A 20777-nucleotide genomic window follows, 5' to 3' on the forward strand; every position below is an offset into this window, starting at 1 on the left:
AAGCAGTTATTAAATTTAAGCATATCCGTTTATGTTTTGTCTCACTTTAAAAATGAAACGCTATTTTTATTTTTAATGAAAAGGTAGGTTCATTTTTGCCGGCTGGTTATTTTTTGTCTCTTATTGCAGCAGATTTAAGAAGAATCATTGAGTTAGCTATATCAGGTGAACTGTCCTAAAAAAGAAAAAATAATTTGCTTGAACGATTCACCGTTTTTTTCAGCCGCATAAATATGTCAGGATAAATCCCGTAGTTGATCGTGAGTTTTTTATCACTGGTATTAAATCACAAAAGGATTGTCTCGATGTCCAACAATGGCTCGTCACCGCTGGTGCTTTGGTATAACCAACTCGGCATGAATGATGTAGACAGAGTTGGGGGCAAAAATGCCTCCCTTGGTGAAATGATCACTAATCTGTCCGGTATGGGCGTTAGCGTACCGAACGGATTTGCCACCACCGCTGATGCCTTCAATCAGTTCCTGGACCAAAGCGGTGTAAACCAGCGCATTTATGAACTGCTGGATAAAACCGACATTGACGACGTTTCCGCATTAGCGAAAGCGGGGGGACAGATCCGTCAGTGGATCATCGATACCCCATTCCAGAGCGAACTGGAAGACGCGATTCGCGATGCTTATAAGCAGCTCTCCGCCGACAACGCTGAGGCCTCTTTTGCCGTGCGCTCCTCCGCAACGGCAGAGGATATGCCCGATGCCTCCTTCGCCGGGCAGCAAGAGACATTCCTCAACGTGCAGGGCTTTGATGCCGTGCTCGTCGCAGTGAAGCACGTGTTTGCTTCGCTGTTTAACGATCGCGCGATCTCCTATCGCGTGCATCAGGGCTACGATCACCGCGGCGTGGCGCTATCCGCCGGGGTGCAGCGTATGGTCCGCTCCGACCTCGCCTCGTCCGGCGTCATGTTCTCCATCGATACCGAATCCGGTTTCGACCAGGTGGTGTTTATCACCTCTGCCTGGGGCCTGGGTGAAATGGTGGTGCAGGGCGCGGTAAACCCGGATGAGTTCTACGTCCACAAGCCAACGCTGGCCGCTGGTCGCCCCTCTATCGTGCGCCGCACCATGGGATCGAAAAAGATCCGCATGATTTACGCGCCGACCCAGGAGCACGGCAAGCAGGTGCGCATCGAGGATGTGCCGCAGGCGCAGCGCGATATTTTCTCGTTAGCTGACGAGGAAGTGCAGGAGCTGGCGAAGCAGGCGGTGCAGATTGAGAAGCACTACGGACGTCCGATGGATATCGAGTGGGCGAAAGATGGCCATACCGGCGAGCTGTTTATCGTTCAGGCGCGCCCGGAAACCGTACGCTCGCGCGGCCAGGTCATGGAGCGCTATACGCTGCATGCCCAGGGGCAGATTGTCGCCGAAGGTCGCGCAATCGGTCACCGCATTGGCGCGGGCCCGGTGAAGGTTATCCACGATATCAGCGAGATGAACCGCATCGAGCCGGGCGACGTGCTGGTCACCGACATGACCGACCCGGACTGGGAACCGATCATGAAGAAAGCGTCGGCCATCGTGACCAACCGCGGCGGACGTACCTGCCATGCGGCGATTATCGCCCGTGAGCTGGGGATCCCGGCGGTGGTAGGCTGCGGCGACGCGACCGACCGCATTCAGGAAAACCAGAACGTGACCGTCTCCTGTGCGGAAGGCGATACCGGCTACGTTTATGCTGAGCTGCTGGATTTCAGCATCAAGAGCTCCAGCGTCGGCGAAATGCCCGACCTGCCGCTGAAAATTATGATGAACGTCGGTAACCCGGACCGGGCGTTTGACTTCGCCTGCCTGCCGAATGAGGGCGTGGGCCTGGCGCGTCTGGAGTTCATCATCAACCGCATGATTGGCGTTCACCCGCGCGCGCTGCTGGAGTTTGATGACCAGGAGCCTGGCCTGCAGAACGAAATCCGCGAGCTGATGAAGGGCTACGATTCACCGAAAGAGTTCTACGTCGGTCGCCTGACGGAAGGGATCGCCACGCTGGGTGCGGCATTCTATCCAAAACGCGTTATCGTGCGTCTGTCCGACTTTAAATCTAACGAATACGCCAACCTGGTGGGCGGCGAGCGTTATGAGCCGGAAGAAGAGAACCCAATGCTCGGCTTCCGCGGCGCCGGCCGCTACGTTTCCGACAGCTTCCGCGACTGCTTTGCGCTGGAGTGTGATGCGGTTAAGCGCGTGCGTAACGACATGGGGCTGAGCAACGTCGAGATCATGGTGCCGTTCGTCCGCACCGTCGCCCAGGCGAAAGCGGTGGTGGAAGAGCTGGAGCGTCAGGGCCTGAAGCGCGGCGAAAATGGCCTCAAAATTATCATGATGTGTGAAATTCCATCCAATGCCCTGCTGGCGGAGCAGTTCCTTGAGTACTTTGACGGCTTCTCTATCGGTTCGAACGATATGACGCAGCTGGCACTTGGCCTTGACCGTGACTCCGGCGTCGTCTCTGAGCTGTTTGACGAACGTAACGACGCGGTGAAAGCGCTGCTGTCGATGGCGATTCGCGCGGCGAAGAAACAGGGTAAATATGTCGGTATTTGCGGGCAGGGCCCGTCCGACCATGAGGACTTTGCCGCCTGGCTGATGGACGAGGGGATTGATAGCCTGTCCCTGAACCCGGATACCGTGGTGCAAACCTGGCTTGGTCTGGCTGAACTCAACAAATAACGCGTTCTGTGCACAGGTAAACTCCGTCAGCAATGGCGGAGTTTTTTATTTTTTATAGCGTCCCGATCACATATTTTGCGGTCAGTCACATAAAGTGAAAAAAACAAAATATCGTAAGCCATCAGTTAATTTCTACAATTGTCGTTTAGACGGTCATTTCTAATACTTACATCGCGTCATTAGGCTCTCATACTGGTTATTAAGTGAGAATCGTTTGTTCTCGTGTAAAGGATAATAATAATGACCTTGTCGTCTGTACTGACTACAAAAGATAAAATAGGTTACGGCCTCGGTGATATGGCCAGCGCGCTGGTGTGGCAAACCGCAACGCTGTTTCTGGCTTATTTTTATACCGATGTATTTGGCCTGCCTGCCGCCATTATGGGCACCATGTTTTTAGTCGTGCGGGTAGTCGACGCGGTGGTCGATCCGTGCATCGGCGCGCTGGTGGATCGCACCCAAACCCGACACGGCCGGTTTCGTCCCTGGCTGCTGTGGTTTGCCATTCCCTTCGGCGCGAGCTGCATCATCACCTTCTACGTTCCTGATGTCGGCGAGACGGCAAAAATCATTTATGCCTGCTTGACTTACACTCTTCTCAGCTTTATCTACTCGGCGATTAACGTCCCCTACTGCGCGATGCCGGGCGCCCTGACGATGGACCCGCACGAACGCCACTCGCTGCAATCATGGCGCTTTGCGCTGTCGTTTGTCGGCGGACTGATCGTCACCGTGATTGCGCTGCCGCTGGTGGCTCACCTTGGCGATGGTAACGCCCAGAAAGGCTACTTCTATGCGATGAGCCTGATGGGCCTGCTCGGAATTGTGCTTTTTTTCAGCTGCTTTTTCCTGACCCGCGAACGCTATACGCCGCAGAACGACGCCTCCGGGTCGCTAATAAAAGACCTCAAGCTGCTGGCCGCAAATAGCCAATGGCGCATTGTGTTCATCTTTAATATTTTATTATTAACCGCCGTGGTTACCCGCGGCTCGGCGACGATGTATTACGTTAAGTATGTCATGCAGCGCCCCGAAATGGTGTTTACGTTTATTGTTTCCGGAATGATTGCCGCCCTGCTGGGGGCATTATTATCGGAACGGTTGCTCGGGAAATTCGATCGGGTGCGGGCGTATCAGTGGACAATTATTACCTTCGTACTCTTCGCCTGCGCCATTTTCTTTATTCCGGCCAATCAGATCTGGCTGATATTTGGCCTGAACGTGGTCTTCAGCTTTATTCAGAACCTGACAACCCCGCTGCAGTGGACCATGTTTTCCGACGTCGTGGACTATGAAGAGCACCGCAGCGGACGCCGCCTCGATGGTCTGGTGTTCTCCACCGCGCTCTTCGCCATCAAGTTTGGCCTTGCGCTGGGCGGCGCCGTGGTGGGATGGGTGCTTGGATTTGTCGACTATATCCCGAATGCGGCAACCCAGTCGGCGGCGGTGCTCGGCACGATCAATGCGCTGTTTTCCATCGTCCCCAGCGCGCTGTTTATCGCGATGGCGCTGCTGCTGATGCTCTACAAACTGAATAGCCGTACGGCGGACAGTATCGCCAGAGAACTGACCCGCAAGCGCGAAATGCGGACCCCCGAAGCCCCCGTGTCGGCGCCAGATTCAGCCCTACAGGAGTAATAATATGACCGTAATTTATAAGGATGCCAGCCGCCCGGTAGAGGAGCGCGTTGCGGATTTACTGTCGCGCATGACGCTGGAAGAGAAGTTTGCCCAGATGCACGGGTACTGGCTGGTGCTTGACGAAAACGGCGAGCACCGTGAACGCAGCGATATGAGCGATGAGTTTGCCGGCGTCAGCGAGCAGACCTCCCTCGCGGAGAGGCTGAAGCTGGGCGTCGGGCAAATCACCCGTCCGCTGGGCACCCACATCGTGGCGGCGGACAGCGGCGTGCGCGCCGCCAACCGGCTGCAGAAGATGCTGATGGAAGAGACGCGGCTAGGGATCCCGGCGCTGTTCCACGAAGAGTGCCTGGTGGGGCTACTGTGCAAAGAGGCGACCCTGTTCCCCTCGTCGCTAAACTATGGCTCGACGTGGGATCCTGAGCTGGTGGCGCGGGCGGCGCGGGAAATCGGCGCCGAAGCGCGTTCGACCGGCTGCAAGCAGGGGCTTGCCCCGGTGCTGGACGTCTCTCGCGACGTGCGCTGGGGGCGTACGGAAGAGACCTTCGGCGAGGACCCGTGGCTGGTCGGCGTCATGGCCTGCGCCTACGTTGACGGGCTGCAGGGCGAAAAGCGCGACGTGCTGGCAACGCTAAAACATTACGTCGGCCACTCTTTTAGCGAAGGCGCGCGCAACCATGCTCCGGTTCATCTCGGCTTTTGCGAACTTAACGACACCTTCCTGCTGCCGTTCGAGATGGCGGTGAAGCTGTCCAATGCCGGATCGGTGATGCCGGCGTATCACGATATCGATAACCAGCCGGGGCACAGCGACGGCTTCCTGCTCACCACGCTGCTGCGGCAACGCTGGGGATTCGACGGCATTATCGTCGCCGACTACGGCGGCGTTAGCCTGCTGCATCAGCATCACGGCATCTCGCACGATGCGGCGGAGTCGGCCGCGCTGGCGTTTAATGCGGGGCTTGACGTGGAGCTGCCAAAAGATGACTGCGCGCGTCACCTGGATGAAGCCCTCGAGCGCGGGCTGATCGCCGTCGAAAAGATTGACGAGATCGTGGCCCGCACGTTGACCGAGAAATTCCGTCTTGGGCTGTTCGAGCGGCCCTATACCGACGTAGCGGGGATCACGCTGCAGTCGGCCAGCGCCCGCCAGGCCGCGCGCGAGGTGGCGACGCGCTCGCTGACCCTGCTGGAAAATCGCGCCTGCCTGCCGCTGCAGGGAGAACCAAAGGTCGCGGTGGTCGGGCCTACCGCTGACGATCCGCTGGCGCTGCTCAGCGGCTACAGCTTCCCGGTGCATCTGATTATCAGCGATATGCTGGAAGAGGTCTCGCAGGTGACGACCCCGCTGGCGGCGCTGCGCCACTATCTTGGAGACCGGCGCGTCAGCTATGCCAAAGGGTGCCACATTATTGAACAGCGCATGGCGGGCGCGCCGGTATTCCCCGGCGACAGCGGCGGTAAGCCGATGCAGCAATCGCCGGTCTCGTTCGACACCAGCCTGATTCCGGCTGCGGTAAGAGCGGCCGAGGAGAGCGATGTGGTGGTGGCCTGCGTGGGCGACCTTGCCGGCTTGTTCCAGAGCGGCACCGTGGGCGAAGGCTCCGATACCGACAGCCTGAATCTGCCTGGCGTGCAGCAGCGGCTGCTGGAGGCGCTGGTGGCAACCGGGAAGCCGGTTATTGTGGTGATGACCGGCGGGCGGCCCTATAACCTGCAGGGGCTGGAAGAGAAAGTTGCGGCCCTGCTGATGGCATGGGCTCCGGGGCAGGAGGGCGGTTGGGCGATCGCCGACGTGCTGACGGGGCGAGAGGAGCCGCAGGGGCGGCTGGTGGTCAGCGTGCCGAAAAGCGCGGGCGCGATGCCCTATTATTACAACCACAAGCTGAAAAGCGGCGGTACGCCGTTCGCCTTCCACTTTGGCTCCCGCTACCCGTTCGGCTACGGGCAAAGCTGGACGACCTTCAGGTATGGCGAGCCGCAGCTGCTGGCGTCACAGGTGGCAATGGAGGGGGAGATTGCCCTCCAGGTGACGATCCGCAACGACGGCGAGCGTCGCGGCAGCGAGGTGGTGCAGCTCTACGTGCGCGATAAGGTCGCCTCGATGGTGCGTCCGGTTCAGGAGCTTAAAGCCTTCCGGCGGGTGACGCTGGATCCGGGAGAAACGGCGACGCTGACCTTCTATCTGCCGGTCGATATGCTTAACTTTACCCGCCGTGACGGGCAGCGCATCGTTGAACCCGGTGAGTTTGTGCTCCAGGTCGGCGCATCTTCTGCTGATATCCGCGGGACGGCAACCGTGACGGTAAAAGGCGAGGTTCGTGAGCTGGCGCAGAGGTGGCGAATGATGAGCCGCTGCGAGGTGAGTTGATAAAAAAATGCCCATCGTGGGAGATGGGCAAAGACTACACACAGCAATTCGTTGTTTCACTCAGGGGATTTCCATGCTTATAAATCAATGTGTTGATTTATAACCGTGCTCATATAGTAGCCACAGGGATTTTTTGCGTCGATCGGATTCCTCTCAATAGTTAAATTGAGGTGAAGAATAAGCGTGGGATATGTAGCGAAAGCTATGGTTGAAGCGCCTGACAGGCACCAATGCATAAGGTTTATTTATGATTAAGGCGGGTTTCCCCGCCTTAATTTTTGTGCTGCCGGCGTTACTCGCCGCTTTTGATATTGCCGGCATTAAGCTCGGTGAGCTCGGCCAGCACCTGATCGGGATCTTTCGGCGGCGGCGGAACTTCATGCACCCAGGCGTCGTACAGTCGCCATGACACGGCGAGCAGGACCGGGCCGATAAACAGGCCAATCATGCCAAAGGCAATCAGGCCGCCGATAACGCCGGAGAGGATCAGGATCATCGGCAGATCGGCGCCCATGCGGATGAGCACCGGACGGATGACGTTATCCATTGTCCCCACCACGCAGCTCCACACCAGCAGCACGGTACCCCAGGTGGTATCTCCGCTGTAGTACAGCCAGATAATGGAGGGGATGAGCACAATCAATGGCCCCAGTTGAACGAGGCAGGTGAAGATCATTACCACGGTCAGCAGCGCGGCGTAAGGCACGCCGGTTACCGCCAGGCCGATGCCGCCCAGCACCGCCTGAGTCAGCGCGGTAACCACGACGCCCAGCGCCACGGCGCGAATCGCCTGGCCTGCCAGCAGCACCGCGGCATCGCCGCGTTTTGCCGCCAGCCGGGTGGCGAAATAGCGGAAACCATAGGCTACCTTTTCACCCTGCCAGTACAGCAGGGCGCTGAACAGCAGCATCAGCCCGCAGTAGACCAGCAGTTTGCCAATGTGCGCCGCCTGCCCGACAAACCAGGTGGTGGTGGTGCCGATATAGGGCCGGATTTTGGCCATGATCGCCGCGCCCCCCATATCCAGCAGGCCATGCCACGCGGAGTAGAGCTTGTCGCCAATCAGCGGGATGCTGTTGAGCCAGGCGAAATCCGGCAGGCTCACGCTACCGGTGGTGAACATTTTAATCAGCGGCGCGCTGTTATCGACCAGGCTGTTGACCAGCAGCGCGATCGGGATAACGAACAGTAAGAATAACAGCAGGGTCATTACCAGCACCGCGAGGGCGCGTTTGCCAAACAGCAGCCGCTGCAGGCGCAGTAGTACCGGCCAGGTTGCAATGACCACGGTGCCTGCCCAGGCAAAAGACAGGATAAAGGGCTGTACGATCCACAGGCAGGAAACAATAATCAGGGACAAAAACAGCACCGATAGCAGAACCTGCGGTATATCCCGGGGCTGACGCTCGTTAATCATAGAGAAAATTTACCTTTCCAGTGGCGCCAAAAGGCTGACGCAGCGTAATTCCATATACGGATAATAATACCAATAATTTAACCCGCCTGATTCTGCACATAAATCTGGTGGGCGCATATGAAAAAAATGTGATAAAAAGTTGACTGCACTACGCAATCGTTTAGTTACCTATACACAAAATCATCCAGGATACCTCGAACCGGCAGGTGAAAGCTCGCGGCGTTTGCCTAAGTCAGCGATCGGCGCAGCGGAAGCGGCTGACGGAAAGCGCTCCGAAGGATGAAGTTTTTACAACACAACATAGTCAGGCAGGGTCAAGCGTTATGATCCCACAAATTTCTCAAGCACCAGGCGTCGTTCAGCTGGTATTGAATTTTTTGCAGGTACTGGAGCAACAAGGTTTTACCGGCGATACCGCCACCAGCTATGCCGACAGGCTAACGATGGCGACGGACAACAGCATCTATCAGCTATTGCCGGACGCGATTTTATTCCCCCGTTCCACGGCGGACGTCGCGCTGCTGGCAAGAGTGGCGGCGGATGAGCGTTTCAAAACGCTGGTCTTTACGCCACGCGGCGGCGGCACCGGCACCAACGGCCAGTCGTTGAACGCGGGGATTGTTGTTGATATGTCCCGCTATATGAACCGCATTATCGAAATTAACCCGGAAGAAGGCTGGGTGCGGGTCGAAGCCGGGGTTATTAAAGATCAGCTCAACCAATATCTTAAGCCGTACGGCTACTTTTTTGCGCCGGAGCTGTCAACCAGCAACCGCGCTACGCTCGGCGGAATGATCAATACCGATGCCTCCGGCCAGGGGTCGCTGGTGTACGGTAAAACCTCCGATCATGTGCTGGGCGTGCGCTCGGTCCTGATGGGGGGCGATATTCTGGACACCCAGGCCATTCCCGCGGCCCTGGCAGAAACTCTGGCAAACGAGCAGTCGGCAATCGGGCGCATTTACCGCACCGTCTACCAGCGCTGTAAAGAGCAGCGCCAGCTGATTATCGATAAATTCCCTAAGCTTAACCGCTTCCTGACCGGCTACGATCTGCGCCACGTCTTTAATGACGATCTGAGCGAATTCGATCTCACCCGGATATTAACCGGTTCGGAAGGCACGCTGGCGTTTATTACCGAAGCGCGTCTCGATATTACCCGGCTGCCGAAGGTGCGTCGGCTGGTGAACGTTAAGTATGATTCGTTTGATTCCGCGCTGCGCAATGCGCCGTTTATGGTGGCGGCAAATGCGTTGTCGGTGGAAACCGTCGACTCGAAGGTGCTTAACCTCGCGCGCGAAGATATCGTCTGGCACTCCGTCAGCGAACTGATCGCCGACGTGCCGGATAAAGAGATGCTGGGGCTGAACATCGTCGAGTTTTCCGGCGATGACGTCGAGCTGATTGACGGCCAGGTGGCTTCCCTGTGCCAGCGGCTGGATCGGCTGATCGCCCAGGGTGAAGCCGGCGTCATCGGCTGGCAGGTGTGCGGCGAGCTGGACGGCGTTGAGCGTATCTACGCGATGCGTAAAAAGGCGGTAGGGCTGCTGGGTAACGCGAAGGGGGCGGCTAAACCGATTCCTTTTGCCGAAGATACCTGCGTGCCGCCGGAACATCTGGCGGATTACATCGTTGAGTTTCGCGCGCTGCTGGACGCCCACGGCCTGAGCTACGGCATGTTTGGCCACGTCGATGCCGGGGTGCTGCACGTGCGCCCGGCGCTGGATATGTGCGATCCTCAGCAGGAAGTGCTGATGAAGCGGATCTCCGATGAAGTGGTCGCGCTGACGGCCAAATACGGCGGCCTGCTGTGGGGGGAGCACGGGAAGGGGTTCCGCGCCGAGTACAGCCCGGCGTTCTTTGGCGATGAGCTGTACCGCGAGCTGCGGAAAGTGAAGGCGGCATTTGACCCGGATAACCGCCTTAACCCCGGGAAAATTTGCCCGCCGGAAGGCGTCGATGCGCCGATGATGAAAGTGGACGCGGTGAAGCGCGGCACCTACGACCGTCAGATCCCTATCGCCGTACGCAGCTCATGGCGCGGGGCGATGGAGTGTAACGGTAACGGCCTGTGCTTTAACTTTGATGTTAAGAGCCCCATGTGCCCGTCAATGAAGGTGAGCAATCATCGCATCCATTCGCCGAAAGGCCGGGCAACGCTGGTGCGCGAGTGGCTGCGTCTGCTGGCCGATCGCGGTATCGATCCCAATCAGCTGGAGAGCCAGCTGGCGGAAAAACGCGCCAGCCTGCGCGAACTGATCGAGCGTACCCGCAACAGCTGGCACGCGCGCAAGGGCGAGTATGACTTCTCGCATGAGGTCAAAGAGGCGATGTCCGGCTGTCTGGCCTGTAAAGCCTGCTCCACCCAGTGTCCGATTAAGATTGACGTTCCGGAGTTCCGTTCACGCTTCCTGCAGCTTTACCACAGCCGCTATCTGCGCCCGGTTCGCGACCATCTGGTGGCGACGGTGGAGTCCTACGCGCCGCTGATGGCGCAGGCGCCGAAAACCTTTAACTTCTTTATTAACCAGCCGTGGATGCGCAAGCTGTCGGAGAAGCACATCGGGATGGTGGATTTACCGCTGCTCTCCACGCCGTCGCTGAAGCAGCAAATGGTCGGCCACCGTTCGGCGAATATGACGCTGGAACAGCTTGAAACGCTGAGCGCCGAGCAAAAGGCGAAAATGGTGCTGGTGGTGCAGGATCCGTTCACCAGCTACTACGATGCGCAGGTGGTGGCTGATTTCATCCGTCTGGTGGAAAAGGTCGGCTATCAGCCGGTGCTGCTGCCGTTTTCGCCAAACGGTAAGGCGCAGCATATTAAAGGCTTCCTGTCGCGTTTCGCCCGTACGGCGCAGAAAACGGCGGACTTCCTCAACCGGATGGCGCAGCTCGGGATCCCGATGGTCGGCGTCGATCCGGCCCTGGTGCTGTGCTACCGCGATGAATACAACCAGACGCTGGGCGACAAGCGCGGCGACTTCCGCGTGATGCTGGTACATGAATGGCTGCCGCAGGCGCTGCCTGAAAGCGCGGTGCAGGATAACGGCGGCGAGGCGTGGTATCTGTTTGGTCACTGCACTGAGGTCACGGCGCTCCCGGCCGCGCCGAAGCAGTGGGCTGAAATCTTTGCGCGCTTTGGCGCGAAGCTGGAAAACGTCAGCGTGGGCTGCTGCGGCATGGCCGGAACCTACGGCCATGAGGTTAAAAACCATGCCAACTCGTTGGCGATTTACGCGCTTTCCTGGCAACAGGCGATGCAGCGTTTGCCGCGCAACCGCTGCCTGGTGACCGGCTATTCCTGTCGTAGCCAGGTTAAGCGTATTGAAGGCAGCGGCGTACGTCACCCGCTGCAGGCGCTGCTGGAGATTATTGGATGATTTGGAAACGTCAGACAACGCTGGAACAGCTCAACGCTATGGGCGAGGGCAATATGGTTGGTCTGCTGGATATCCGCTTCGATGTGTTTACCGATGACACCCTTGAAGCTACGATGCCGGTAGACAGCCGAACCCATCAGCCGTTTGGCCTGCTGCACGGCGGCGCGTCGGTGGTGCTGGCCGAAACGCTGGGTTCGGTTGCCGGCTACTTATGCAGCGAAGGCGAACAAAAGGTGGTGGGGCTTGAGGTTAACGCTAACCATATCCGCTCGGTTCGCGACGGTCGGGTTCGTGGCGTCTGCAAGGCCCTGCACGTCGGCTCGCGCCATCAGGTGTGGCAGATTGAAATATCCGATGAGCAGGGGCGTCTGTGCTGCTCATCGCGGCTCACTACGGCGGTGGTTTAAGACCGAGATCGTTGCCTGAAGTGATATATGGGGGAAATTTTTCCCCCATATTGTTTATAGCGTTTCATCCTTAATTATTTCACTCGGGCCATTCTTCTGCACCGAGGCAATTCCTTTTTTCGCCGCATCCTTCGAGGAATACATTTCACTGGTGGCAATGGTTTCGTGGTTATCGGCCTTCAGTAAGAAATACCAAGGTTGGGACACGCTCTTCTCTGACTTCTTAATGACGTAATACCCCATCTTTTACCCCTTTTCACGTTAACAGCTCCCCATGATATGTAGACCATGACGGCTTGTGCGGCAAGTAATCATCTAATAAATATATAATTCATTATTCATTCGTTCTGTGTATGCTATTATTTAGTCACTATGCACTTGCAGAGCAACAAAGAGGACGGAGTTAACCATGGGTATCATTTCCTGGATCATTTTTGGTCTTATTGCCGGTATTTTAGCTAAGTGGATCATGCCGGGCAAAGACGGCGGCGGCTTTTTCGTCACCATCATTCTGGGGGTCATCGGTGCGGTAGTGGGCGGCTGGATCAGCACCTTCTTTGGTTTTGGCAAGGTTGACGGATTTAATTTCGGGAGCTTTGTCGTTGCGGTAATTGGCGCGCTGGTCGTGCTGTTTATCTACAGAAAAATTAAGAGCTAATAGCCCTTCAGTATCAACTGAGTCATAAGCGATAAAAGCTGCCACTATTATTGGCAGCTTTTTTTTTCGTCACATAATAGCGATGCTGGCGGATCGGATGATAATAAAAACCACAACAAACCGGCGGGCAAATCTATTAGACAACCCGTACATCGTACCGGCCGAAGGGGCCGCTAACCTATTTCCCTACGTCCGCAGGGTTTAATTAACCCGCCATAATCACCAGGGACCGGCCTCTGACATATCGGGTACGGCGACAACTTCGACATGAACTTCATAATGCCGGGCTTTGCTGGCCGGGATTAACGCGGTGAGCTTATTAATGGTTTCAGTCGGATTATCGCTGGCAACGGTCGCGGAGAAGAGCACCGGCTTTCTCGGCGGCAATGGCGGCATTGGCATTGGCATGGGGCCACGTTCCTGATTCATCTCAAACGGCGGCTGCCCGGCGTTATTCCGCGCCGGGGCTGGCGTTTCGTTTTTATCCGCGGCGAAGGCGCCGGCGGCGGCAATAGAAACGGTTGCTAACAGGGCAATGATTGTTCTTTTCATCTTTGTTACCTCTTAAGAGTGTGGCTAAAATCTTAGAGGTTACGTTTCTGGCCGACAATCCCACCAGGGGCGAATCCTACAAATCTCCTTATTTATTAACGAATGTGGAGGGTCTGCAGGGAAGCGTGCGGCACGGTGAAACCGAGGGCCCGGTCTCATCAGGAGATGGCTGCGGCCAGCCGATAAAAGGCAAGAATTGAAACAGCGGCGACAAAGATTTGTGGCACAACACGCTTTCAGTCCAGCAGGACGCTCATCACCAGAAGGACTACCATGCACATCGACATAATACTGATATCTATCATCCGTTACGACAAAAGCTCCAGGTTATCAGCGGCTCCGGCATCATGCCGAAAACTGTAGAAAATATAGACGGAGATTGTACACCAGCTTGATCATGGTGATTAAAACTTAATCCCCGAAGGACGGTCGACTTTATAACCAAAATGTCTACGCATAGCCACACAACAACCCCGGTTTTCAGATAATGCTTATAGATTGGCCGTGATATTCGTAGGATCGGCCCATGCTCTGGGGATTGGGGCATATTTGGGTCGGCGCATCCTGAAGCGAGGTAAGACGAAATTTCAACCTGATTAATACCTGTCGGTCAAATGGCCGAAGGGCGGCAGAGCGTGTCCGCTGCTCGACTGCTATGACGTCGGAGATTGTCGAGTGCGGCCGTCGGAAAACGGCGCCTGCGGGGCTAATGCGAAGATATTTCCCGGCGCTATCGCTATGAGGTGGCCCGCCCGGGATCCCTATGCAAAAGCACGAGGGCGGGCCTTGGCTATAGGGGGTCTACAACCGGCACGGATTTTACCATCCAGAATATGGCCGAAATATTAAAAACCTCTCCCGGGAAACGTTTTAAGATTTACCTCATCTGATAAGGCAATACGCTGCGACAGAGTGAGCTATTTGCAACTGCTCTGCTTAGAAGGCGTGACAGTCAATGGTAGGAATGCCGTCATAGGGGCATAATCTATACCTCGCCCCTAAAACCCGGCACATCTTCGCCAACGCGAATGCAGAATTTATGGCATACCGCTGCCTGCGCAGGTTATAACAGCTGAATGAAAAAATAGCATTCAGGGGAGATCTATGAGCGACAAAAGCAGAGCTTTTCGTCTTCTTCACGAATCCGGGAATACCTTTGTCATTCCTAATCCCTGGGACATCGGCACCGCCAGAATACTTGAGCAAATGGGCTTTATGGCCCTCGCCACAACCAGCGCTGGGCTCGCCTTTTCTCTGGGGGTGGCGGAAGGCCAGGTCTCCTGGCAACAGACCATTCATCACTGCCGGAACCTCGCCGCAGCGACCGCTCTGCCGGTGTCAGCCGATCTGGAGAAAGGAGCGGGCAACAGTCCGGATAGCGCCGCTGAAACCATTGAGATCGCAGTGGACGCCGGTCTTGCGGGCTGTTCCCTTGAGGATTACAGCGGCCGGCCGGAAGTTCCTATCTTCGATTTGAGCCTTGCGGTTGAGAGAATTGCGGCGGCGGCTGAATCACGCGCTATTTGTGATCCTGATTTTGTTATTACTGCGCGAGCTGAAAATTTCATGTGGGGCAATCGGGATCTTGATGAAACAATCCTGAGGCTTCAGGCTTTCGAAAAGGCGGGCGCAGATGTTCTCTATGCCCCGGGGATCGACGATCTCTCTATGATTCAAACCCTCTGCAGCTCTGTTACAAAACCGGTGAATGTTGTCATGGGATTGCCCGGAAATGTTTACAGCGTCGAAGAACTCTCGCAAGCCGGAGTCCGGCGTATAAGCGTGGGTGCCTCAATGGCCCGATTCGCTTATGGCGCGTTTGTTCAGGCAGCGCGGGAGGTCAGCCATGATGGCACTTTTACCTATGCAAAACAGGCCATCGGTTTTTCAGAACTTGAGGCCTTTTTTCGCCGGGCTAATCAATAATCAGCAGACGTGGCGGCGTGCATCAATTTCACGCTGCGTTTTTCCAGCGCATAGCGGTCAATTATCCTGGATACGTGACGCCGGCGTTCAGGTGAGTTCCTGTATCCATTCCAGGTGAAAAGATCGGCAGCAGCGCCACCGTCGGCTACAATCTCTTCTTCTGGCTTGAGTCCGGCTATTTGGCGGGCCATAACGGGGACAGCGGAGCTGATGGAGGGCGCTTTTGGGGACAGCGGAATCTCCTTTTATGCCCCGGATTGTCCGCCGGTGTAATAGTGTAACCTGTTGAATATCCGATAAGTCGCTGAAAGCAGGATTTTTTCATCTCCTATCTCAAAAATCGGTATTTTCGATACATCTTTTCCATTGCCGCACCTTCTGCCAATTCGCATCAAATAACTTATTATTTTTCAATCTATTAAATAGAAAAAATGAGACCTGATAAGCAGTAAAGCAGGGTCTATGCTTATAAAAAGGGCCGTAAAAGGGTCGCAGGGGCGAATACCCCTTCTCCAGATGGGTTGAAGTGATAATCGTTATCACTAACATGGTGAGATGCCCTGATGGCGCCAACCAATGAGGTAGAGCTATGGAATTACAAGCAGGAACCTTTAATCCCGACGATTTTAGCTGGCGAGGTCTGATAATGACGCCCGCCGCCGCCGCCCATATCCGTGATCTGGTGAGCAAGCAGCCGCCGATGCAGGGGCTGCGTCTTGGCGTGAAAACCAGCGGCTGCGCTGGATTTGCCTACGTCATGGAGCTTATCGCTGAGCCCGCGCAGGACGATCTGCTGTTTGAGTTTGATGGCGCGAAGCTGTGGGCGCCGCTGCAGGCAATGCCGTTTATTGATGGTACGGAGCTGGATTACGTTCGGGAAGGATTAAATGAAATCTTTAAGTTTCATAACCCGAAAGCGCAGCACGAGTGCGGCTGCGGTGAAAGCTTTGGGGTTCAGGCGGAGTAATTATGTCTCGTAATACTGAAACAACTGACGATGTCAAAACCTGGACCGGCGGGCCGCTGAATTATAAAGAAGGCTTTTTTACCCGGTTACAGACCGATGAGCTGGCCAAGGGCATCAACGAAGAGGTGGTGCGGGCAATATCCGCCCGTCGCAACGAGCCGGAGTGGATGCTTGAGTTCAGGTTGAACGCATTTAAGGCGTGGCTGGAGATGGAAGAGCCGCACTGGCTGAAGGCGCACTACGATAAGCTGGACTATCAGGACTACAGCTACTATTCCGCGCCGTCCTGCGGCAACTGCGACGACACCTGCGCCTCCGAACCGGGAGCGGTGCAGCAAACCGGCCCCGGCGACTATCTGACCAGCGAAGTCGAAGAGGCCTTTAATCTGCTGGGCGTGCCGGTACGTGAAGGTCGCGAAGTGGCGGTAGACGCCATATTTGACTCGGTTTCGGTCGCCACCACCTACCGGGAAAAGCTGGGAGAGCAGGGCATCATCTTCTGTTCCTTCGGCGAAGCGATTCACGATCATCCGGAGCTGGTGAAAAAATATCTCGGCACCGTGGTGCCCGGCAATGACAACTTCTTCGCCGCGCTGAACGCCGCGGTTGCCTCCGACGGCACCTTTATCTACGTGCCGAAAGGCGTGCGCTGCCCGATGGAGCTATCGACCTATTTTCGCATCAATGCGGAAAAAACCGGCCAGTTTGAACGCACGATCCTCGTCGCCGATGAGGGCAGCTACGTCAGCTATATTGAAGGCTGCTCGGCGCCGGTTCGCGACAGCTACCAGCTGCACGCGGCGGTCGTTGAGGTCATCATCCACAAAGATGCCGAAGTAAAATATTCCACGGTGCAGAACTGGTTCCCCGGCGATAACAACACCGGCGGGATCCTGAACTTCGTCACCAAACGGGCGCTCTGTGAAGGCGAAAACAGCAAAATGTCGTGGACTCAGTCGGAGACCGGCTCGGCGATAACGTGGAAGTATCCGAGCTGCATTCTGCGCGGCGACAACTCCATCGGCGAGTTCTTCTCGGTGGCGTTGACCAGCGGTCACCAGCAGGCGGATACCGGCACCAAAATGATTCATATCGGTAAAAATACCCGCTCGACGATTATCTCCAAAGGGATTTCCGCCGGTAAAAGCCAGAACAGCTACCGCGGGCTGGTAAAAATTATGCCGACCGCGACCAACGCGCGAAACTTTACCCAGTGTGACTCGATGCTGATTGGGCCAGACTGCGGGGCGCATACCTTCCCGTACGTCGAGTGCCGCAACAATAGCGCCCAGCTGGAGCACGAAGCCACCACCTCGCGAATCGGTGAAGATCAGCTGTTCTACTGCCTGCAGCGCGGGATCAGTGAAGATGATGCGATCTCAATGATCGTTAACGGTTTCTGTAAGGATGTTTTCTCAGAGCTGCCGCTGGAATTTGCCGTGGAAGCGCAAAAACTGCTGGCGATAAGCCTTGAACACAGCGTCGGTTAACAGTCTGACCCACACCGGCTGCGCGCTGACGCCGCCTGAATCAGACTGCCGAATTAAGGAATATACATGTTAAGTATTAAAGATTTGCAGGTTTCCGTTGACGAGAAAGAGATCCTGCGCGGATTGAACCTGGATATCCGACCTGGCGAAGTTCACGCCATTATGGGGCCCAACGGCTCCGGGAAAAGTACGCTCTCCGCAACGCTCGCCGGGCGGGAAGATTATGAAGTGACCGGCGGCAGCGTTGAGTTTAAGGGCAAGGATCTGCTTGAGCTTGCGCCGGAGGATCGCGCGGGCGAGGGGATCTTTATGGCCTTCCAGTATCCGGTTGAAATTCCGGGCGTCAGCAATCAGTTTTTCCTGCAAACGGCGCTGAATGCGGTACGTCGCTATCGCGGGCAGGAGCAGTTAGATCGCTTTGATTTTCAGGATCTGATGGAAGACAAAATTAAGCTGCTGAAGATGCCGGAAGACCTGCTGACCCGCTCGGTCAACGTCGGCTTCTCCGGTGGCGAGAAAAAGCGCAACGACATCCTGCAGATGGCGGTGCTGGAGCCGGAGCTGTGCATTCTCGATGAGTCTGACTCGGGGCTGGATATCGACGCCCTGAAGATCGTTTCTGACGGCGTCAACGCGCTGCGCGACGGCAAGCGCGCGTTTATTATTGTCACCCACTACCAGCGTATTCTCGACTATATCAAGCCTGATTACGTCCACGTGCTGTATCAGGGGCGGATCGTCAAATCCGGCGACTTCACCCTGGTCAAACAACTGGAGGAGCAGGGCTATGGCTGGCTTACCGAACAGCAGTAACGCGCTGCAGCAGTGGCACCACCTGTTTGAAGCGCAGGCGGAGCAGCGAACCCCAGAAGCGCACCAGCACCTGCAGCAGGCGCTGCGCCTGGGGCTGCCGACGCGTAAGCATGAGCACTGGAAATATACGCCGCTGGATGCGCTGCTCAGCGGCACCTTCGTCGCACCGCAGCCCGAGGCGTTAACCACGGCGCAGCGGGACGCGCTGGCGCTCTCCGTCGATGCCTGGCGGCTGGTGTTCATCGATGGCCGCTACAGCGAAGCGTTGAGCGATGCGCTGGCCGACAGCGGCTACGAAGTCAGCATCGATAACCAGCGGCAGACGCTGCCCGACGCGCTGCAGCCGGAGCTGTTTCTGCACCTGACCGAAAGCCTGGCGCCGACGGTGACGCGCATTCGCGTGAAGCGCAACCAGCGCCCCGCGAGGCCGTTACTGATTATGCACGTGACGCGCGGGCTGGCGGGGGAAGAGATGAATACCGCGCACTACCGGCATCATCTGGAGCTGGAGAGCGGCGCGGAGGCGACGATCCTTGAGCACTATGTCAGCCTTAACGAGCAGCGTCATTTTACCGGCGGACGGCTGACCGCCACGGTGGCGGACAACGCGCATCTGCAGCATATCAAGCTGGCGTTTGAAAACGCGCAGAGCTTCCACTTTGCCCACAACGACCTCTCTCTGGGGCGCGATGCATCGGCCTTTAGCAGCAGCTTCCTGCTCGGCGGCGCGGTGCTGCGCCAGCATACCAGCGTGCAGCTGCGGGGTGAGAACAGCAACCTGCGGATCAACTCTCTGGCGATGCCGGTAAAAAATGAGGTCTGCGACAGCCGCACCTGGCTGAACCATGACGTCGGCTACTGCAACAGCCGCCAGCTGCATAAGACCATCGTCAGCGACAAAGGTCGGGCGGTATTTAACGGCCTGATCAACGTTGCGCCGAACGCGATTAAAACCGACGGCCAGATGACCAATAATAATCTGCTGTTAGGCCGGCTGTCGGAGGTGGATACCAAACCGCAGCTGGAGATTTACGCCGATGACGTCAAATGTAGCCACGGCGCCACCATCGGGCGTATCGACGATGAACAGCTGTTTTACCTGCGCTCGCGCGGCATCACCCAGCAGGCGGCGCAGCACATGATTCTGTACGCTTTCGCCGCGGAGCTGACGGAAGCCATCGGCGATGTGGCGCTGAGGCAGCAAATCCTCGCGCGCATCGGCCAGCGTCTACCGGGAGAGGCAGCATGACATTTTCTGTTGAACGAGTCCGTGCAGATTTTCCGCTGCTCGGCCGGGAGGTCAACGGCCAGCCGCTGGTCTATCTGGACAGCGCCGCCAGCGCGCAAAAGCCGGAGGCGGTCATTCACGCCGAGGCGGAGTTTTACCGGCACGGCTATGCCGCCGTGCATCGCGGCATTCACACCCTGAGCGCGGAAGCGACGACGCGAATGGAGCAGGTTCGCCAGCGGGCGGCAACCTTCCTCAACGCGCGCTCTGCGGAAGAGCTGGTGTTTGTCCGCGGGACCACCGAAGGGATTAACCTGGTGGCGAATAGCTGGGGCAACGCCAACGTGGGGGCCGGAGATAACATCATCGTTAGCGCGATGGAGCACCACGCCAATATCGTTCCGTGGCAGCTGCTCTGCGCCCGGGTGGGCGCAGAGCTGCGGGTGATCCCACTCAATCCGGACGGAACCCTGCAGCTGGAGGCGATAGCGGGCCTGTTCGACGCGCGCACCCGGCTGCTGGCCATCACCCAGGTCTCCAACGTGCTGGGCATTGAAAATCCGGTAGCGGCGCTGATTGCGCTGGCGCATCAGCACGGCGCCAGGGTGCTGGTGGACGGCGCTCAGGCGGTGATGCATCACGCCGTGGACGTCCAGGCGCTGGACTGCGACTTCTACGTCTTCTCCGGACACAAGCTGTATGGCCCGACCGGGATCGGCGTCCTCTATGGTAAAGCGGCTCTGCTGGACGAGATGCCGCCGTGGGAAGGGGGCGGATCGATGATCGCCACCGTCAGCCTGACCCAGGGGACCACCTGGGCAAAAGCGCCGTGGCGCTTTGAGGCGGGGACGCCAAATACCGGCGGAATTATCGGGCTCGGGGCGGCGCTGGATTACGTCAGCGCGCTGGGGCTGGCGCATATCGGCGAATATGAACAGACGCTGATGCGCTACGCGCTGCAGGAGCTGACAAAAGTGCCGGACCTGATCATCTACGGCCCGCCGCAGCGGCTCGGGGTGATTGCCTTTAATCTCGGCGCGCACCACGCCTACGACGTCGGCAGCTTCCTCGATAACTATGGCATCGCGATTCGAACCGGCCATCACTGCGCGATGCCGCTGATGGACTTCTTTAGCGTTCCGGCGATGTGTCGGGCATCGCTGGCGATGTACAATACCACGGAAGATGTGGATCGGCTGGTCGCAGGACTACAGCGCATTCACAAGCTATTAGGCTAAAGGAA

15 protein-coding genes and 1 other RNA gene are annotated in these 20777 nt (G+C 56.9%); 12 read left to right on the forward strand and 4 right to left on the reverse strand.

All coding sequences use genetic code 11. The features are described from left to right. The first annotated feature begins 305 nt into the window (after positions 1-305). The 3 genes from ppsA (at position 306) to GO007_RS17590 (ending at position 6696) form a co-directional block, all read left to right on the forward strand. A complete protein-coding gene (ppsA, locus tag GO007_RS17580) occupies positions 306-2684 on the forward strand; it encodes a phosphoenolpyruvate synthase (RefSeq protein ID WP_095102062.1) in 2379 nt (792 codons plus the stop codon). Positions 2685-2924: 240 nt separating this feature from the next. Then, the gene (locus GO007_RS17585; protein ID WP_095102064.1) at positions 2925-4322 is read left to right on the forward strand and encodes an MFS transporter; all 1398 of its coding nucleotides are present in this window, start codon (positions 2925-2927) and stop codon (positions 4320-4322) included. Between the two features lie 4 nt (positions 4323-4326). Next, the gene (locus GO007_RS17590) at positions 4327-6696 is read left to right on the forward strand and encodes a glycoside hydrolase family 3 N-terminal domain-containing protein (RefSeq protein WP_095102066.1); all 2370 of its coding nucleotides are present in this window, start codon (positions 4327-4329) and stop codon (positions 6694-6696) included. Here the strand turns inward: GO007_RS17590 and rprA are convergent. Then, positions 6696-6803: antisense sRNA RprA (gene rprA / locus GO007_RS17595), an RNA gene on the reverse strand. The genes GO007_RS17590 and rprA overlap by 1 nt on opposite strands. Before the next feature lie 185 nt (positions 6804-6988). Continuing rightward, on the reverse strand, positions 6989-8113 hold the full coding sequence (ydiK, locus tag GO007_RS17600) for an AI-2E family transporter YdiK (protein WP_095102068.1): 1125 nt from the start codon (positions 8111-8113) through the stop codon (positions 6989-6991). 323 nt (positions 8114-8436) lie between these two features. Between ydiK and ydiJ the strand changes: the two genes are divergently transcribed. Next, positions 8437-11493: a D-2-hydroxyglutarate dehydrogenase YdiJ gene (gene ydiJ / locus GO007_RS17605; protein ID WP_095102070.1), complete on the forward strand. Its 3057-nt coding sequence runs from the start codon at positions 8437-8439 to the stop codon at positions 11491-11493. After that, on the forward strand, positions 11490-11900 hold the full coding sequence (gene menI, locus GO007_RS17610) for a 1,4-dihydroxy-2-naphthoyl-CoA hydrolase (protein ID WP_095102072.1): 411 nt from the start codon (positions 11490-11492) through the stop codon (positions 11898-11900). Before ydiJ ends, menI begins: the two co-directional genes overlap by 4 nt. A 54-nt stretch (positions 11901-11954) precedes the next feature. Here the strand turns inward: menI and GO007_RS17615 are convergent, their stop codons facing one another. Then, positions 11955-12143 carry a YegP family protein gene (locus GO007_RS17615; RefSeq protein WP_095102074.1) on the reverse strand — a complete coding sequence of 63 codons (189 nt, stop codon included), beginning with the start codon at positions 12141-12143 and terminating at the stop codon, positions 11955-11957. Between the two features lie 166 nt (positions 12144-12309). Here GO007_RS17615 and GO007_RS17620 point away from each other — a divergent pair, with 166 nt between their 5' ends. Continuing rightward, a complete protein-coding gene (locus GO007_RS17620; protein WP_041146033.1) occupies positions 12310-12558 on the forward strand; it encodes a GlsB/YeaQ/YmgE family stress response membrane protein in 249 nt (82 codons plus the stop codon). Between the two features lie 219 nt (positions 12559-12777). Here the strand turns inward: GO007_RS17620 and GO007_RS17625 are convergent, their stop codons facing one another. Then, positions 12778-13110 (reverse strand): hypothetical protein, encoded by a 333-nt coding sequence (locus tag GO007_RS17625; RefSeq protein ID WP_095102076.1) that lies wholly within the window; start codon positions 13108-13110, stop codon positions 12778-12780. Positions 13111-14214: 1104 nt separating this feature from the next. Between GO007_RS17625 and GO007_RS17630 the strand changes: the two genes are divergently transcribed. From GO007_RS17630 to sufS, 6 genes are all read left to right on the forward strand, one after another. Beyond that, on the forward strand, positions 14215-15036 hold the full coding sequence (locus GO007_RS17630; RefSeq protein ID WP_095102078.1) for an isocitrate lyase/PEP mutase family protein: 822 nt from the start codon (positions 14215-14217) through the stop codon (positions 15034-15036). A gap of 589 nt (positions 15037-15625) precedes the next feature. Next, a complete protein-coding gene (gene sufA, locus GO007_RS17635) occupies positions 15626-16003 on the forward strand; it encodes a Fe-S cluster assembly scaffold SufA (protein ID WP_095102082.1) in 378 nt (125 codons plus the stop codon). Positions 16004-16005: 2 nt separating this feature from the next. Further along, entirely contained in the window at positions 16006-17493 is a 1488-nt protein-coding gene (gene sufB / locus GO007_RS17640; RefSeq protein ID WP_095102084.1) for a Fe-S cluster assembly protein SufB, read from the forward strand. A gap of 66 nt (positions 17494-17559) precedes the next feature. Then, complete coding sequence (gene sufC, locus GO007_RS17645; protein ID WP_095102086.1) at positions 17560-18306, forward strand: Fe-S cluster assembly ATPase SufC; 747 nt, start codon at positions 17560-17562, stop codon at positions 18304-18306. Then, on the forward strand, positions 18281-19555 hold the full coding sequence (gene sufD / locus GO007_RS17650; protein ID WP_095102088.1) for a Fe-S cluster assembly protein SufD: 1275 nt from the start codon (positions 18281-18283) through the stop codon (positions 19553-19555). Before sufC ends, sufD begins: the two co-directional genes overlap by 26 nt. Further along, positions 19552-20772, forward strand: coding sequence for a cysteine desulfurase SufS (sufS, locus tag GO007_RS17655; RefSeq protein ID WP_095102090.1), 1221 nt, complete (start codon positions 19552-19554; stop codon positions 20770-20772). Before sufD ends, sufS begins: the two co-directional genes overlap by 4 nt. The last annotated feature ends 5 nt before the right edge of the window (positions 20773-20777 follow it).

Origin of the sequence: Klebsiella sp. 10-1, from assembly GCF_009758445.1 — a bacterium.
GTDB lineage: Bacteria > Pseudomonadota > Gammaproteobacteria > Enterobacterales > Enterobacteriaceae > Klebsiella > Klebsiella scottii.

Excerpts from the sequence above, each read along its gene's own strand:
- ppsA (WP_095102062.1), top strand. The coding sequence starts at position 306 with ATGTCCAACAATGGCTCGTCACCGCTGGTGCTTTGGTATAACCAACTC.
- GO007_RS17585 (WP_095102064.1), top strand. The coding sequence starts at position 2,925 with ATGACCTTGTCGTCTGTACTGACTACAAAAGATAAAATAGGTTACGGC.
- GO007_RS17590 (WP_095102066.1), top strand. The coding sequence starts at position 4,327 with ATGACCGTAATTTATAAGGATGCCAGCCGCCCGGTAGAGGAGCGCGTT.
- ydiK (WP_095102068.1), bottom strand. The coding sequence starts at position 8,113 with ATGATTAACGAGCGTCAGCCCCGGGATATACCGCAGGTTCTGCTATCG.
- ydiJ (WP_095102070.1), top strand. The coding sequence starts at position 8,437 with ATGATCCCACAAATTTCTCAAGCACCAGGCGTCGTTCAGCTGGTATTG.
- menI (WP_095102072.1), top strand. The coding sequence starts at position 11,490 with ATGATTTGGAAACGTCAGACAACGCTGGAACAGCTCAACGCTATGGGC.
- GO007_RS17615 (WP_095102074.1), bottom strand. The coding sequence starts at position 12,143 with ATGGGGTATTACGTCATTAAGAAGTCAGAGAAGAGCGTGTCCCAACCT.
- GO007_RS17620 (WP_041146033.1), top strand. The coding sequence starts at position 12,310 with ATGGGTATCATTTCCTGGATCATTTTTGGTCTTATTGCCGGTATTTTA.
- GO007_RS17625 (WP_095102076.1), bottom strand. The coding sequence starts at position 13,110 with ATGAAAAGAACAATCATTGCCCTGTTAGCAACCGTTTCTATTGCCGCC.
- GO007_RS17630 (WP_095102078.1), top strand. The coding sequence starts at position 14,215 with ATGAGCGACAAAAGCAGAGCTTTTCGTCTTCTTCACGAATCCGGGAAT.
- sufA (WP_095102082.1), top strand. The coding sequence starts at position 15,626 with ATGGAATTACAAGCAGGAACCTTTAATCCCGACGATTTTAGCTGGCGA.
- sufB (WP_095102084.1), top strand. The coding sequence starts at position 16,006 with ATGTCTCGTAATACTGAAACAACTGACGATGTCAAAACCTGGACCGGC.
- sufC (WP_095102086.1), top strand. The coding sequence starts at position 17,560 with ATGTTAAGTATTAAAGATTTGCAGGTTTCCGTTGACGAGAAAGAGATC.
- sufD (WP_095102088.1), top strand. The coding sequence starts at position 18,281 with ATGGCTGGCTTACCGAACAGCAGTAACGCGCTGCAGCAGTGGCACCAC.
- sufS (WP_095102090.1), top strand. The coding sequence starts at position 19,552 with ATGACATTTTCTGTTGAACGAGTCCGTGCAGATTTTCCGCTGCTCGGC.